General features: G+C 66.1%; 20 protein-coding genes. 2 read left to right on the top strand and 18 right to left on the bottom strand.

The annotated features are described in order from the left end of the window. Positions 1 to 24 precede the first annotated feature (24 nt). The 18 genes from rpmH to AC07U1_RS03410 form a co-directional block, all read right to left on the bottom strand. Positions 25 to 159, bottom strand: a complete 135-nt coding sequence (gene rpmH / locus AC07U1_RS03495; protein ID WP_039570342.1) for a 50S ribosomal protein L34 — start codon at positions 157 to 159, stop codon at positions 25 to 27. 182 nt (positions 160 to 341) lie between these two features. Beyond that, positions 342 to 680 (bottom strand): hypothetical protein, encoded by a 339-nt coding sequence (locus AC07U1_RS03490; RefSeq protein ID WP_056344789.1) that lies wholly within the window; start codon positions 678 to 680, stop codon positions 342 to 344. 43 nt (positions 681 to 723) lie between these two features. Beyond that, on the bottom strand, positions 724 to 1,494 hold the full coding sequence (locus tag AC07U1_RS03485; RefSeq protein ID WP_495177425.1) for an alpha/beta hydrolase: 771 nt from the start codon (positions 1,492 to 1,494) through the stop codon (positions 724 to 726). A 110-nt stretch (positions 1,495 to 1,604) separates the two neighbouring features. Further along, positions 1,605 to 2,258 (bottom strand): glutathione S-transferase family protein, encoded by a 654-nt coding sequence (locus tag AC07U1_RS03480; RefSeq protein WP_495177426.1) that lies wholly within the window; start codon positions 2,256 to 2,258, stop codon positions 1,605 to 1,607. Further along, positions 2,258 to 2,710, bottom strand: coding sequence for a hypothetical protein (locus tag AC07U1_RS03475; RefSeq protein WP_495177427.1), 453 nt, complete (start codon positions 2,708 to 2,710; stop codon positions 2,258 to 2,260). The genes AC07U1_RS03480 and AC07U1_RS03475 overlap by 1 nt, the downstream gene beginning before the upstream one ends. Then, complete coding sequence (locus tag AC07U1_RS03470; protein ID WP_495197645.1) at positions 2,697 to 3,194, bottom strand: VOC family protein; 498 nt, start codon at positions 3,192 to 3,194, stop codon at positions 2,697 to 2,699. The genes AC07U1_RS03475 and AC07U1_RS03470 overlap by 14 nt, the downstream gene beginning before the upstream one ends. Further along, positions 3,194 to 3,613: a VOC family protein gene (locus tag AC07U1_RS03465; RefSeq protein WP_495177429.1), complete on the bottom strand. Its 420-nt coding sequence runs from the start codon at positions 3,611 to 3,613 to the stop codon at positions 3,194 to 3,196. The genes AC07U1_RS03470 and AC07U1_RS03465 overlap by 1 nt, the downstream gene beginning before the upstream one ends. 47 nt (positions 3,614 to 3,660) lie before the next feature. Beyond that, positions 3,661 to 4,452: a VOC family protein gene (locus AC07U1_RS03460; RefSeq protein WP_495177430.1), complete on the bottom strand. Its 792-nt coding sequence runs from the start codon at positions 4,450 to 4,452 to the stop codon at positions 3,661 to 3,663. Further along, the gene (locus AC07U1_RS03455) at positions 4,449 to 5,174 is read right to left on the bottom strand and encodes a DUF899 family protein (RefSeq protein ID WP_187140081.1); all 726 of its coding nucleotides are present in this window, start codon (positions 5,172 to 5,174) and stop codon (positions 4,449 to 4,451) included. The genes AC07U1_RS03460 and AC07U1_RS03455 overlap by 4 nt, the downstream gene beginning before the upstream one ends. A gap of 21 nt (positions 5,175 to 5,195) precedes the next feature. Further along, positions 5,196 to 5,744, bottom strand: coding sequence for a GFA family protein (locus tag AC07U1_RS03450; RefSeq protein WP_495177431.1), 549 nt, complete (start codon positions 5,742 to 5,744; stop codon positions 5,196 to 5,198). Between the two features lie 160 nt (positions 5,745 to 5,904). Next, positions 5,905 to 6,624, bottom strand: a complete 720-nt coding sequence (locus AC07U1_RS03445) for a DUF1428 domain-containing protein (RefSeq protein WP_495177432.1) — start codon at positions 6,622 to 6,624, stop codon at positions 5,905 to 5,907. Between the two features lie 32 nt (positions 6,625 to 6,656). Continuing rightward, positions 6,657 to 7,331, bottom strand: coding sequence for a glutathione S-transferase family protein (locus tag AC07U1_RS03440; RefSeq protein ID WP_495177433.1), 675 nt, complete (start codon positions 7,329 to 7,331; stop codon positions 6,657 to 6,659). Between the two features lie 115 nt (positions 7,332 to 7,446). Then, positions 7,447 to 8,376 carry an alpha/beta fold hydrolase gene (locus AC07U1_RS03435; RefSeq protein WP_495197644.1) on the bottom strand — a complete coding sequence of 310 codons (930 nt, stop codon included), beginning with the start codon at positions 8,374 to 8,376 and terminating at the stop codon, positions 7,447 to 7,449. A gap of 61 nt (positions 8,377 to 8,437) precedes the next feature. Further along, positions 8,438 to 8,656 carry a DUF4287 domain-containing protein gene (locus tag AC07U1_RS03430; protein WP_495177435.1) on the bottom strand — a complete coding sequence of 73 codons (219 nt, stop codon included), beginning with the start codon at positions 8,654 to 8,656 and terminating at the stop codon, positions 8,438 to 8,440. Further along, positions 8,653 to 9,069 carry a DoxX family protein gene (locus tag AC07U1_RS03425; RefSeq protein ID WP_495177436.1) on the bottom strand — a complete coding sequence of 139 codons (417 nt, stop codon included), beginning with the start codon at positions 9,067 to 9,069 and terminating at the stop codon, positions 8,653 to 8,655. Before AC07U1_RS03425 ends, AC07U1_RS03430 begins: the two co-directional genes overlap by 4 nt. 24 nt (positions 9,070 to 9,093) lie before the next feature. Then, the gene (locus AC07U1_RS03420) at positions 9,094 to 9,528 is read right to left on the bottom strand and encodes a VOC family protein (protein ID WP_495177437.1); all 435 of its coding nucleotides are present in this window, start codon (positions 9,526 to 9,528) and stop codon (positions 9,094 to 9,096) included. Between the two features lie 31 nt (positions 9,529 to 9,559). Further along, positions 9,560 to 10,000: a VOC family protein gene (locus AC07U1_RS03415; RefSeq protein ID WP_082544877.1), complete on the bottom strand. Its 441-nt coding sequence runs from the start codon at positions 9,998 to 10,000 to the stop codon at positions 9,560 to 9,562. A 17-nt stretch (positions 10,001 to 10,017) separates the two neighbouring features. Next, positions 10,018 to 10,659, bottom strand: coding sequence for a TetR/AcrR family transcriptional regulator (locus AC07U1_RS03410; RefSeq protein ID WP_056347073.1), 642 nt, complete (start codon positions 10,657 to 10,659; stop codon positions 10,018 to 10,020). Positions 10,660 to 10,923: 264 nt separating this feature from the next. Between AC07U1_RS03410 and AC07U1_RS03405 the strand changes: the two genes are divergently transcribed. Both AC07U1_RS03405 and AC07U1_RS03400 read left to right on the top strand, forming a co-directional pair. Beyond that, on the top strand, positions 10,924 to 12,432 hold the full coding sequence (locus AC07U1_RS03405) for a YifB family Mg chelatase-like AAA ATPase (protein WP_495177438.1): 1,509 nt from the start codon (positions 10,924 to 10,926) through the stop codon (positions 12,430 to 12,432). Then, entirely contained in the window at positions 12,432 to 12,734 is a 303-nt protein-coding gene (locus AC07U1_RS03400; RefSeq protein WP_492735536.1) for a DUF1905 domain-containing protein, read from the top strand. The genes AC07U1_RS03405 and AC07U1_RS03400 overlap by 1 nt, the downstream gene beginning before the upstream one ends. Positions 12,735 to 12,741: the final 7 nt, after the last annotated feature.

Raw genomic sequence — 12,741 nt, 5'->3', positions numbered from 1 at the left:
GCGTGGCTGGCGCAGCGTCGGCGATTAGGCCGACAGCTTCTTGCGGCCCTGGGCACGGCGGTTGGCGAGAATCTTGCGGCCGCCAACCGTCGCCTTGCGGGCGCGGAAACCGTGGCGACGGGCGCGCACGAGGTTGCTCGGTTGAAAGGTACGCTTCATCGCGGTTGTCCCTAATTCTCGTCAAAGGCTTTAACAGAAAAGGGCCGCCAAACGTGGGCGGCCACTGATGGGGGCGCGAATAAGCAGGATTCGGGCGAAAGTCAATTGTCCCCGAACGCATTTGGCGATCAATCGCCCCCGATCGCATCTGGCGATCAATCGCCCCCGATCGCATCTGGCGATCAATCGCCATTGGAGCGGCGATCCGCAGCATTGGCGTCGATGCTTCCCGAAAGCATCCCGCGCTCGCGCCGCCGCGCCGCGCTCGCCCGCCGCATGATGCGATCGGTCCAGCCGGCATAGCGCGGGTGCCGCCGCTTGAACCGCACATAGAGGCGTTTCGCCCAGGCGCTGTTCTGCAGCGCGAGCGCGAGGCCGAGCGGGAAGAGGATGATGAAGCCGGGCCCGGGCAGCGGGCCGAGCAAAGGCGCGAGCAGCATCAGCAGGCAGCCGAGCAGGAACAAGGCGAGGCGTACCTGCGCGGTCGACCGCAATCGCTGGTAAAGGCTGCGCTTTGCCATGCCCCGCGATGTGGGGTAGCCGCCAGCGTGTTACAAGGCTAGATCAGTTGAGGGTGACGTAGCGCGCCATGTCGTCGCGCGTCAGGTAGGTCACATCGTCGAACGGCGTCGCGTTGGTCATCGCGTAAAAGGCGTGCGCCTTGGCGTCGTCGAGTCCCATTTCGCGATAATAACTCAGATATTCGGCGTGCACTGGGTCGCTGGCGGGATAGTCGCGCGCCTCGCGGCCATATTCGTCGGCCCAGCTGTGCACCCCGAATTCGGCATCGGGGGCGGCGCTGCGCCGGACCCCCGCCATCCACAATTCGACCGCGCCCGATCGCACCGACCCGCCTGCGGGCACCACCGTCTCCATGCCCTGACGGCGGATCGCGCGGGCGAGGATCAGGTTCGCGGCTTCGTCGAGGCTGCCGGGGCAATCGACCATCTCGATCCGCTTGAGCGTCGGATAGGCCGCGAGCATCGCCGCGAACTGGCGCGGCGTCGCGCCATCGACATCGCCCGCCATGCGGACGGTCGTCGCGTCGATCACCGAGAAGGGGCCATAGACCGCCTTCGCCCGGCCGAGCGCCGCGAGTTGGCTCGATGGGGCATAGCGCCGCGTCGCCCCCAGATCCGCATCGCTCGCGACGGCCTCGTCGCCGAGCAGTGCGGCATCCTCGTCGAGGACATCCCCGTCATCGTCGCTCGTCGCATAGGTCCAGGTGACCGTCGTGGTGGTCACGACCTGCTGGGCCTGCGCCGGCGCGAACGCCAGCACCGCCGCGAGGCAGGCGACGATCAGCGTGCGGAGCAGGGCGGAGGCCGAAACCATGCCACAGCTTTCGCGCGCAGGCGCTTGCCAAAAGGCAAAGCGGCAATGTCAGCGCCCCGTTAACCCTATGGGCCTTGCCGTACCGTTTCGGGACGGTACGCTGCGAGAGGTTAATCGCGGTCGGGCGCGCCGAGCGGGAAATAATGACGATAGGGCCGCCCGCCATCGACCGCGCGCGCGACCGAGGGGTGCGCGAGCAGGCGGGCGCGATAGGCGCGCAGATTCTCATAGGCCGCGGGGATCGGATGCACCCAGTCGGCGTAGAAGAGCGACGGCGCCGCCGCGCAATCGGCGAGGGTGAAGCCATCGGGTGTCGCCCAGCCGCCGCCCGCCAATTCCTTGTCGAGCCAGGCATAGATGGTGTCGAGTTTCGCCTTCGCGGCATCGACGATCGATGGCACATGGCCGTCGGGGCCACGGATCGCGTCGTTCACCACCTCCTGCATCTGGCCCATGACATGGTTGTCGAAGATGCGGTCGAGCAGCCGGACCTTCAGCGCGGCTTCGAAATCCGTAGGGATCAGCCGGGGTTCGGGCACCAGATGGTCGAGATATTCGATGATGATCGACGCCTCGAATATGGGCCGGCCGTCGTGGACGATCAGCGGGAATTTGCCGATCGGCCAATAGGCCCGCAGTTCCGGGCCATGCTCGGGAAATTCGGGATCGACCGAGCGATAGTCGAAATCGATGCCCTTCTCATACAGAGCGATCTGCGCCTTCCAGCTGTAGGAGGAGAAAGGGTGGCCATAGAAAATGAGCATCAGCGAGCATCCTTGCGGGCCAGCCAGGCGAGCGGCCAGCCAACGAAGAAAATATGCGGGAAGAGCGCGATCGCGCCCTTGACGAGGTCGTTCGGCGGGAAGGGCGATCCGAAGCGCAGCGGCAGCACGATTCCGTTCATGATGACGTAGAGGATCAGGCCATAGGTCGTGCCGGTGAGCCACCACGGCCATGTCGTCAGCGCCGTCCAGCGCCGCGCGACGAAGAACCACGTCGCGACCATTGCCCCCATGATTGCGTAATGGGTCGCAAGTCCCGCGATATCGCCGCCGATCCCCCATGCGCGCGCGCCGTCACCGAACGGCCCGCTGGCGACGGCGTGCAGCATCGACGAGACGGTGCCGCCCTGCACCACGCTCGACACCGCCGCATAGACGATGTCGAGCGTCCCGCAGAACAGCCAGGCGAAGAGCGCGGGGCTACGCCGCGCCAACCGCTTCGCCTTTTATCGCGGCTTCGATGGTGGCGACGTCGATCTTCTTCATTGTCATCATCGCCTCGAACGCGCGCTTGGCGGCCGCGGTCTCGCCGCTCGTCATCACATCGGTCAAAACGCGCGGGGTGATCTGCCAGTTGATCCCCCATTTGTCCTTGCACCAGCCGCACATGCTTTCGGCGCCGCCATTGCCGACGATCGCATTCCACAGCCGGTCGGTTTCCTCCTGCGTGTCGGTATGGATCTGGAAGGAAAAGGCTTCGCTATGTTTGAACGCCGGCCCGCCATTCAGGCCGATGCAGGGAAAACCGAGGACGGTGAAATCGACGGTCAACACATCGCCTGCCTTGCTGCTCGGGTTGTCGGTAGGCGCACGGTGGACGCCGCCGACCTTGCTGTCGGGGAAGGTCGCGGCATAGAAAGTCGCCGCCTCCTCGGCATCCTTGTCGTACCACAGGCACAGGGTTGCTTTATTGGACATCATTTCTCTCCTTTGATGGGTGCCCCAATCGACCACAGGTGTCCGAACGGATCCTTCACCTGGGCATAACGGTCCCCCCAGAAAGCATCATGCGGTTCGAGTTGCGACGTCGCGCCGGCCGCGATCGCGCGATGGTACCAGGCGTCGGTGTCGTCGACGTGCAGGTGCATCGTCACCCCGGTGGGCGGCGCCATCGGCCCGCCGCTATATTCGGGGAAATCGTCGTGCATCATCAGCGAGGCGCCGTTGACCAGCAGGTGCGCGTGCATCAATCGCACGCCATCCTGTGCCGGCATGCGCATCCGCTCGGTCGCGCCGAACGCCTTCGCATAGAAATCGATCGCTTCGCTCGCACGCTTGTCGGCGATCGCGATATGCGGGGTCAGCCCGCTGGTGGGGCGCTGGTCGGGATTCGTCATCACCTCTCTCCTCTTCCTCTTGCTTGCTCCCCTTCAGGGGAGGCCGTTTATGATTTGCGCGGTCCGACCAGCCCAAAGGCGGCACCCTGCGGGTCGATTGCGTTCATCGCATATTCGCCGCCCGGGATTTCCATCGGTTCGTTGGTCACCGTGCCGCCATGGGTTTTTACCGCGGCCAGCGCCCGGTCGATATCGTCGACCCCGATATAATAGGTCCACATCGGTGCCGGCATGCCGGGCATCAGAGGCATCACGGCGCCCAGCCCGACGTCGCGGCGCTGGATGAAGCGATAGGCCCCCATCTCGCCCATATCCATCTCACCTTCCTGTCCCCAGCCGAAGTGGCGGGTGTAAAAGGCGATGGCGCCGTCGGGATCGTTCGTCGCCAGTTCGTTCCACCGCACATGCTGCGCCTCGGTGACCGAAAAGACGTCGCTCTCCATGCCCTCCATCCCCGGCGGCGGGGTCGGCGCCATGATATAGAAGGGGGCGCCCTGCGGATCGGCGAGCATGGCGATCCGGCCCGCCATCTCGACATCGCGCGCGGGCATCAGCAGCGTACCGCCCGACGCCTCGATCGCTTCGATTTCGGCATCGACGTCGGCGGCGTGAAGATAGCCCAGCCAACAGGGATGCGCGCCGTGCGCCGCCATGTCGGACGACAGCCGCAGCACCCCGCCATTCATTCCGCCGTCGCTGCGGGTGATGAAGCCGTAATCGCTGTTGTCGCCGTGCCCGGTCGACAGCGTCCAGCCGACGACCTGGTCGTAAAAGGCTTTCGCGGCTTCAGGATCGGGGGTCATCAGTTCGTACCAGATGAAGTTGGAGGCATCGGTCATCTTTTTGCTCCTTCGACGGTCGGAAAATAATCCCCGCGACCTTCGGGGGTCATGTCGAGCAGGCCCCACAGCGAATCGACGAGGTCGCCGGCGCGATGGTGCTGGCCGGGGTCGGACGGCGCGAACGCCATCTCGCTGCCCCAGTGGTGGCGGACGGTGTCGCCGTCCCTGCGAAAGACGTTGAAGATCGTCTCGTCCCATTCCTCGCCGGGCTTCAATTTTCGCTCGTCGCGCATCGCGGCCGGGAATTTGCGCGTGTCGCCGAAATAATCGGCCGAATAGCGGGTGGTGACGTCGGACAGGAAGGTGAGGTGCGACCAACCGCGCACGCGCGCCCATTCGACGAGCCGCGCGATCGGCGACTTGGCGACGATATAGAGCGGGGCGCGGTCGTCGATATAGCGCGCGCCGCCATCGACCGAATCGAGCATATGGGTGCAGCCGGGGCAGGGCTTGTCGCGCTCGGCATTCCACATGAAGCTGTAGAGGATGATTGTCGGTTTATCGCCGAACAGCTCGGACAGCCTCACCGTCTCGGGCCGCTGATAGGCGCCGATCCGCTCGAACACATAGTCCTCGGCGATTGCGCCGCCGGGCGGCAGCGCACGCCGCTGGGCCGCGACCGCCTCGATCTGGCGCCGCAGCGCGATCTCGGCATCTAGCAGCGCGTTGCGCGCGGTCCGGTAATCGGCGCTCTCGTTGGGATAGCTGATGTGGTGCATGTCGCTCTCCTCCATCCCCTGCTACCGGACCCAGCCCCGCGTCTTTTCGACCGGCGGCGCGCGAAATCCCATCGCCGCCCAGGCCGACAGCAGTTTCCACATGAACTTGCCCGAATGGGTCGCGTAACTTGGCACGTCGTCGCTGAACTCGATGCCGGCGGGACGGTCCTGAGTCATCGTCCGCATCGCGACCGGTGGCTGCTCATCTTCCGCGATGCGTCCGGCATAGATGCTCAGCCAATGGCCCTTGGTGAATTCCAACGCGATCGGCGCGTTGCAGCATCGCGCGACGAAGCGCCGGGTCGGCGAATCGGCTTTCAGTCGGTGCGCGTCGAGTTGACCGGTTCCCGATATCCACGCGATGCGGTCCTTGCGCACCAGCAGATAGGGGGTGCCGCCATCGGCATCGACCACGCCGGGTGCGCCGGGCAGGGCGCCGAACGCCTGCCCGGCTTGCTGGCAGCTATGGCAATAGCAGGTCGCCGCGACGATCGGCTCGCCCGCCAGCTCCAGTGTCACCGCGCCGCAGGGGCATGACGCGATGCGCGTTTCGGGCTGCGGGTCGGCCAACGGGTTTCTCCTTTCAAATCCTCCCTGTGGCGAAGCCATGGGGAGGTGGCAGCGGCGTTAGCCGCTGACGGAGGGGCGATGACGCAAGGTCGCGGCCCCTCCACCACCGCTTCGCGGCGGTCCCCCTCCCCATGGCCTCCGGCCACAGGGAGGATTTGGCTCAAGCCTCGACGATCGGCGCGAAGCCGCCGTAGATCATGCGCTTGCCGTCGAAGGTCTGGTCGTTCGGATCATGCTGCATCCGCTCATCCTTCATCACCTTGTCCCAGCCCGCCATGCGCGTTGCCTTGTCGGGCCATTCGACCCAGCTGAATACGACGCTCTCGCCGTCCTGCCTGTGCGCGGCGCGGTTGAAGTCGGTGACCTTGCCGTCGGACACATCGTCGCCCCACGCCTCGACGACGCGCGTCGCGCCATGGTCGCGGAACACTTCGGACGCCTTGATCGCCATCGTGCGATAGGCTTCCTTGTTCGCATCGGGCACCGGCACGATATAGCCGTCGGCATAGCCGAAGCCGCCGTCTGCGCTATCGTCGAGCAGCGAGTCGAAGCCGGCGACGATCATCCGTTTGCCGTCGAAGGGCATGTCGCCGCCCATTTCCGCCATCCGCGGGTCGCTCATCATCTTTTCGGTCGCGGCGTCGCGGGTCGCGCGGTCGGGATATTCGAACCAGCTGAAGACGACGGTCTCGTCGTCCTTCGCCTGCACGGCGCCCTTGAAGTCGTTGATCTTGCCGTCGGGCACATCGTCGCCCCAGCATTCGACCATCCGCGTCACGCCAAATTCCTTGAACAAGGGCGCGGCGTCGGCGGCATGTTTGCGATAGGCTTCCTTGTTGGCGGTCGGCACCGCGACCACAAATCCTTCTACATAGGTCATCGTCTCTCTCCTTTGGGGGGTGGGAGGGGGGATCAGGCGGCGGGTGGACCCGCTTCTTCGCTGAAGGCGGCGAGCTGGGCCTCGAGCGCGCGCTGGAAGGCGGGGCGGGCGAGGCAGCGACCCAAATAGGCGTGCAGCCGCGGCTGCTCGGCGATCAGCCCCGCCTCGACACCTTCGCGCAGCACCGTCGCCATCGCGATGTCGGCGACGGTGAATTCACCGGCGAGATAGTCTTTGTCGCCCATCGCATCGTTCAGGCGGCCGAGCCTGCCCTGGATAAACTCGATCAGGCCGGGGCGGCGCAGCTTCGCCCATTCCTCCTCGGCGGCGAAGATGTCGACATTGCCCAGCTCGAACAGCATCGGTTCGACGCTGTTATAGGCGGCGAACAGCCAGGCGAGCGTGTTCGCGCGGCTTTGCGGATCGCGAGGCATCAGCCGCGCGTCCTTTTCGGCGAGGTGGAGCAGGATCGCGCCGCTTTCGAACAGGCGGATGCCGCCGTCGTTCAGCACCGGCACCTGTCCCCACGGCTGGAACAGGAAATGATCGGTCGGGCGGTTGATCGCGCTGATCAGATGCTCGGCATAATCGAGGCCGATCTCCTCGCACGCCCAGCGCGGCCGCAGGTCGCGGACGTAACCGCGGGCGAAATCGGGTACCCAGTCGAAGGCGGTAATCTCGAGCTTGGCGTTCTGGTTGACGGGCATGATCGTTCCTCTCCGTTTCTTTTGCCATCCCGGCGAAAGCCGGGATCTCATCCTCGCGTTCTTTCTTCACCGTCGAGATTCCGGTCGCCGCCGGGATGGCGATGATGGGGCTTGTCTAAAAAGTCGGCATCGGCGGCTTGGCGTCGTCGAGAAAGGGCACGACCATCGCGACGATCGCCGGCACCTCGCCCATGATGCCGATGTGCGATGTGGCGGGCAGGATCGCGAGCCGCGCCCTTGGCGCTTCGGTTATGAAGCCCTGCGTCGCCGCGGCGATGTCGCCGCCGCCGCGCAGCTTGAACAGCGTGATCGCATGATCGAGCGTGACGCCGTCGGCGTCGCCAATGATCACCATCGTCTTGCCGGGGATCGCGCGGACCTGTTCGTCGGAATAGGCGAAGGGCGTGGCGTCGAGCGTCTTGATATTCTCGACCAGTTTCGGAAATTTCTCCGGGGTCGGCGACAGGCTTTTATATCCTGTTTCGATAGGGCTTCCGGCGAAGACCTCCGGGGTCAACTGCGCGATGCCGGCGAGCACTTGGGGATACCAGCCGTCGAGCCGCGACGTCCCCGACAGGATGACCTGTTTGCCGACCTCTCCGGGGTGGCGGACCGCCAGCGCAATCGCCGTCGACGCGCCCATCGAATAGCCGAGCACATCGACCCGTTTCACGCCCAGCTTCGCGAGCACCGCGGCGGCATCATCGGCCATCAGATCATAGCTGAGCTTGCCGTCGACCCCGCCCGAGCGACCGTGGCCGCGCGCGTCGATCGCGATCACCTGGCGCGTGGCCGCTAGGGGATCGATCAGCGTCTTCATCGCGTCGCCCGACATGAAGGCGCCGTGGAGTATCAGCAGCGGGGTCTTGCCGGACGCGGGGTCGCCGTACAGCTGATAATGGATGCGCGTACCGTTCACATCGGCGTCGCCATTCCTGGCTGTTGCCGATGTTGCAGCCTCGGCGGCTGCGGGCGGCGCGGCATGCGCAGGCTGCGGCAGGGATGCGGCGGCACTCGCCGCAGCAAGCAGCGCGAACGCGGACAAGAGGTTCCGGGGGGAGGATAAATTTGTCATCGAACTATTCCTCTTGTTCCAAAGACGGAGGCTAGGATCGTTTGCCTTTGATCCAGGCGACGATCGACATCGCGTGCCCATGGCCCAGGCCGTAATCGGCTTTCAGCCAGTCGATGATCTGTCCGGCCTTGACGCCGGCGGCGAGACCGTCTGCGTCGGCAAGACTCTTGTCGATCGCGATGGCTTTCAACGCGTCGGCCGACTTTCCGGTCTTGGCCTCGACATTGTCGATATAGGCTTGAAAGCTCATGCGCTCGCTCCGGCCCGAAAGGGGATCATGGCGCGGAGGCGCGGATCGCGCAGCCAGAGGCCGCCCCACAGCATCACGCCGAGGTACACGCCGAACAATATGTGGCTGAACAACGGGCTGCCGATCCGGACATGGGTGGCGACGGCGCCGCCGAGATAAGCGGTGATCAGGATCGCGCCGAGGATCGCGGTGCGCGGCCAGATATAGAGCAGGGTCGGGATGAGGAGCAGCGTGCCGAGCATGGTCATCGTCGGGACGTCGAGCGGCCAGCCGAGGTCGGGCGGGCTATATTTGATCGCGGTCTCCGGTGAGACCAGCTTTAAGCCGGCATCGAAGAGGAGGAAGAGGATCACCAAGCCGCTCAAAACGTGGCCGGCGATCGACTGACCCTTGGTGGGGACTGCATCGGTCATCGCTTCCTCCTCTCGAAACTCAGGTCAGGCCGATGCTTCGGCGGGTTCGCCGGCGGGGATCGCGGTGGGGTCCATCCACATCACTTCCCAGATATGGCCATCGGGATCCTCGAAGCTGCGGCCGTACATGAAGCCGAAATCCTGCGTCGGGGTCGGATCGGCCTTGCCGCCCGCGCCGACCGCCTTGTCGACCTGCCCATCGACCGCCTCGCGGCTGTCGGCCGAGACGCAGAGCAGGACCTGCGCGGTCGTATGCGCGTCGGGGATCGTCTTCGCGGTGAAGGTCGCCCATTTTGCGTGGGTGAGCAGCATGACGTGGATGGAACCCTCGGCGACCACCATGCACGCGGCGGTGTCGTCGGTGAACGCGGGGTTGTTCGCCGCGCCGACCGCTTCGTAAAAGGCCTTCGACTTGTCGAGGTCGGTGACTGGCAGGTTCACAAAAATCATCTGGGGCATTTTCTCTCTCCTTGGGGATGTGGGACCATTTTCAGAGGCTGGTTTCGGGGACAGGCGCCTCGCCATTGGCGACGGCGGGGTCCATCCAGAACGGACCCCAGACATGGCCGTCGGGGTCGAGGATGTCGCGGCCGTACATGAAGCCATGATCCTGCACCGGGTTGATGTCGGCGGTCCCCCCCGCGGCGGCGGCCGCTTCGACCATCGCATCGACCGCCTCGCGGCTGCCGAGCGCCAGCGCCAGCGACACCTCGCTCGAGGTCGCCGGGGCGATCGGCCGGTCGGTGAAGCCCTTCCATTTTTCGTGGGAGAGGATCATCACGAAAATCGTTTCCGACCACACCATCGCGGCGCCGGTATCGTCGGAGAAGCGCGGTTCGTTGGTGAAGCCCAGCGCCTCGTAAAAGGCTTTCGACTTTGCGAGGTCGGCGACAGGCAGGTTCACGAAAATCATCTTCGGTGCATCGGACATCGGGGGTTCCTCTCGCTTCAGTCCGGAGCGAACAGCATCCGGACATAACGCTTCAAATGGGTGACGGTGCCGCGGGCAATCGCCGGGTCGTTCGTGGTTTTCGCCAGGACGAAGGCGCCTTGCAGCACCGACTGGACATGCTGGGCGAGTCCGATCGCGGTGACGTCGTCGGGGGCGCCGTACAGGTCGATCGCGGCCTGGATGTCGGGGGCGAGCGCCTGGCAATAGGCGTTGATGCTCGCCTCGCACGCGGCGCGGATGCGGTCGCTGGTCGCATAGGCTTCCTGCACCATCGTGCCGACGAAGCAGGTATAATCCTCGGTCGGGCCGTCGAGCATCGCCAGCCGAAAATCGATATGGCCGAGCAGGCGGTCGAGCGGGTCGTCCAGCCGGTTGTGCGGCGCCATCTCGAACATCGGCCGCGCGCGCTCGGTCCAGCCCTCGGCGGCGGCGACCCCCAGCGCTTCCTTCGACGCGAAATGGTGGAAGAAGGCGCCCTTGGTGACCCCTGCCGCCGCACAGATTTCGTCGACGCTGGTCGCGGCATAGCCCTGCTTGCGTACCGTGCTGTGCGCTGCCGCGATCAGCGCGGCACGGGCGCTGCCGCGCGGTGCACGCGGCGATGGGGCGGGGCCGGAAGGGGGTTGGTTGCTCGTCATGCGAATCAACATACCGACCAGTTGGTATGGTGTCAAGCGCCGCCAAAAGACCCTTCGATCTTGTCGCCCGGTCATGGTGGGATTTGCCGTGCGGGCTCTGGGTGCGATATCCCCGCCAGCCCTGTGCAAAAAACAAGGTCGCCCGGCGGAGTTTTCGCGGCGTTCGTGTCGCGGCGCGCCTGTTCGAAAAGACTCGACCGCGCCGCACTTTCCTGCCACGAATATGAGAACAAAGCAAGCACATATTGTTCGAGGGGGGCGTCCATGGTCGCGATCGTATCCACCGTCGCCTATCTCGGGCTCGAAGCGCGCGGGGTCGAGGTGCAGTGCCAGATCACCCCCGGCGTCCCGCGCTTCGTCGTCGTCGGCCTGCCCGACAAGGCGGTCGGCGAAAGCCGCGAGCGGGTTCGCGCCGCGATCGCCGCGATCGGCCTCTCGCTCCCGCCCAAGGTCATCACCGTCAACCTGTCGCCCGCCGACCTGCCGAAGGAAGGCTCGCATTATGATCTGCCGATCGCACTCGCGCTGCTCGGCGCGATGGGCGTCATCGATGCCGAGACGCTGAGTGCCTATGTCGTCGTCGGCGAACTCGGCCTCGACGGCCGCGTCGCCGCTTCGCCGGGGGTGCTGCTCGCGGCGCTCCATGCGGGCAGCCAGGAGCGTGGTCTCGTCTGCCCCGTGGCGCAGGGTCCCGAGGCGGCATGGGCGGGCAATGTCGAGGTGCTCGCGGCGCCCGACCTGCTCGCGCTGCTCAATCATTTCCGGGGCAGCGCGCTGCTCGCCCCGCCGCGCCCCGGCGAAGTCGAGGAGCCGCGCCGCATGGCCGACCTCGCGCAGGTGAAGGGGCAGGAGGTCGCCAAGCGCGCGCTCGAAATCGCGGCGGCGGGGGGCCATAATTTGCTGATGGTCGGTCCGCCGGGGGCGGGCAAGTCGCTGATGGCGGCGTGCCTGCCCGGCATCCTTCCCGATCTCGATCCGGGCGAAGCGCTCGAAGTCTCGATGATCGCGTCGGTGGCCGGGCAGCTCGAAGGCGGGCGCCTCGTCCGCGCGCGTCCGTTCCGCAGCCCGCACCATAGCGCGTCGATGCCGGCGCTCGTCGGCGGGGGCTTGCGCGTCCGTCCGGGCGAGGTCAGCCTCGCGCATCTCGGCGTGCTGTTCCTCGACGAACTGCCCGAATTCCAGCGCACGGTCCTCGACAGCCTGCGCCAGCCGCTCGAAACCGGCGAGGTCAGCGTCGCGCGCGCCAACGCCCATGTCACCTTCCCGGCGCGGGTGCAGATGGTCGCGGCGATGAACCCGTGCCGCTGCGGCCACCTCGGCGACCCGGCGCTCGCGTGCAGCCGCGCGCCGCGCTGCGCCGCCGACTATCAGGCGAAGGTGTCGGGACCGCTGCTCGACCGCATCGACCTGCATGTCGAGGTGCAGGCGGTGAGCGCCGCCGACCTCGTGCTGCCGCCGCCGGCCGAAGGCAGCGCCGAGGTCGCGGCGCGGGTCGCCGCGGCGCGGGCGGTGCAGACGGCGCGCTATGCCGATCACAAGACGCGGACCAATGCCGAGATCGACGGCGAATTGCTCGAAGCGGTCGCGACTCCCGACGAGCCGGGGCGCAAGTTGCTCGCGCAGGCGGCCGAGGCGATGCACCTGTCGGCCCGCGGCTACACCCGCATCCTGCGCGTTGCCCGGACGATCGCCGATCTGGCGAGAGCCGAAACCATCGGCCGCATCCACCTCGCCGAAGCGCTGAGCTATCGGCGGCAGGCGCCGCGCAGCTGATGCCGGATATGCGGTTCGACGCCGAGATCATCGAGTGGCGCGGACCGCCGCCCTATCTGTTCGCGGTCATTCCCGAGACCCTTGTCGGCGACATACGTTATGCGGCGCTGTCGGAAAGCTATGGCTGGGGAGTCGTGCCGGTGGTCGCAAAGATCGGCGCCACCGAATTCGCGACGTCGCTGTTTCCGCGCGCCGGTACCTATCTGCTGCCGGTCAAGGTTGCGGTCCAAAAAGCCGAGGCGATCGGGCTTGGCGACCGGGTGCGTGTGGCAATGCGCGTCGGGCGGCCCGGCCAGGGCTGAGGTCATG

The organism is Sphingopyxis sp. GW821-FHT02C12 (assembly GCF_059421785.1).
Note: the sequence above shows the minus strand (reverse complement) of the source record. Positions and strands in the feature narration are given on the sequence as shown.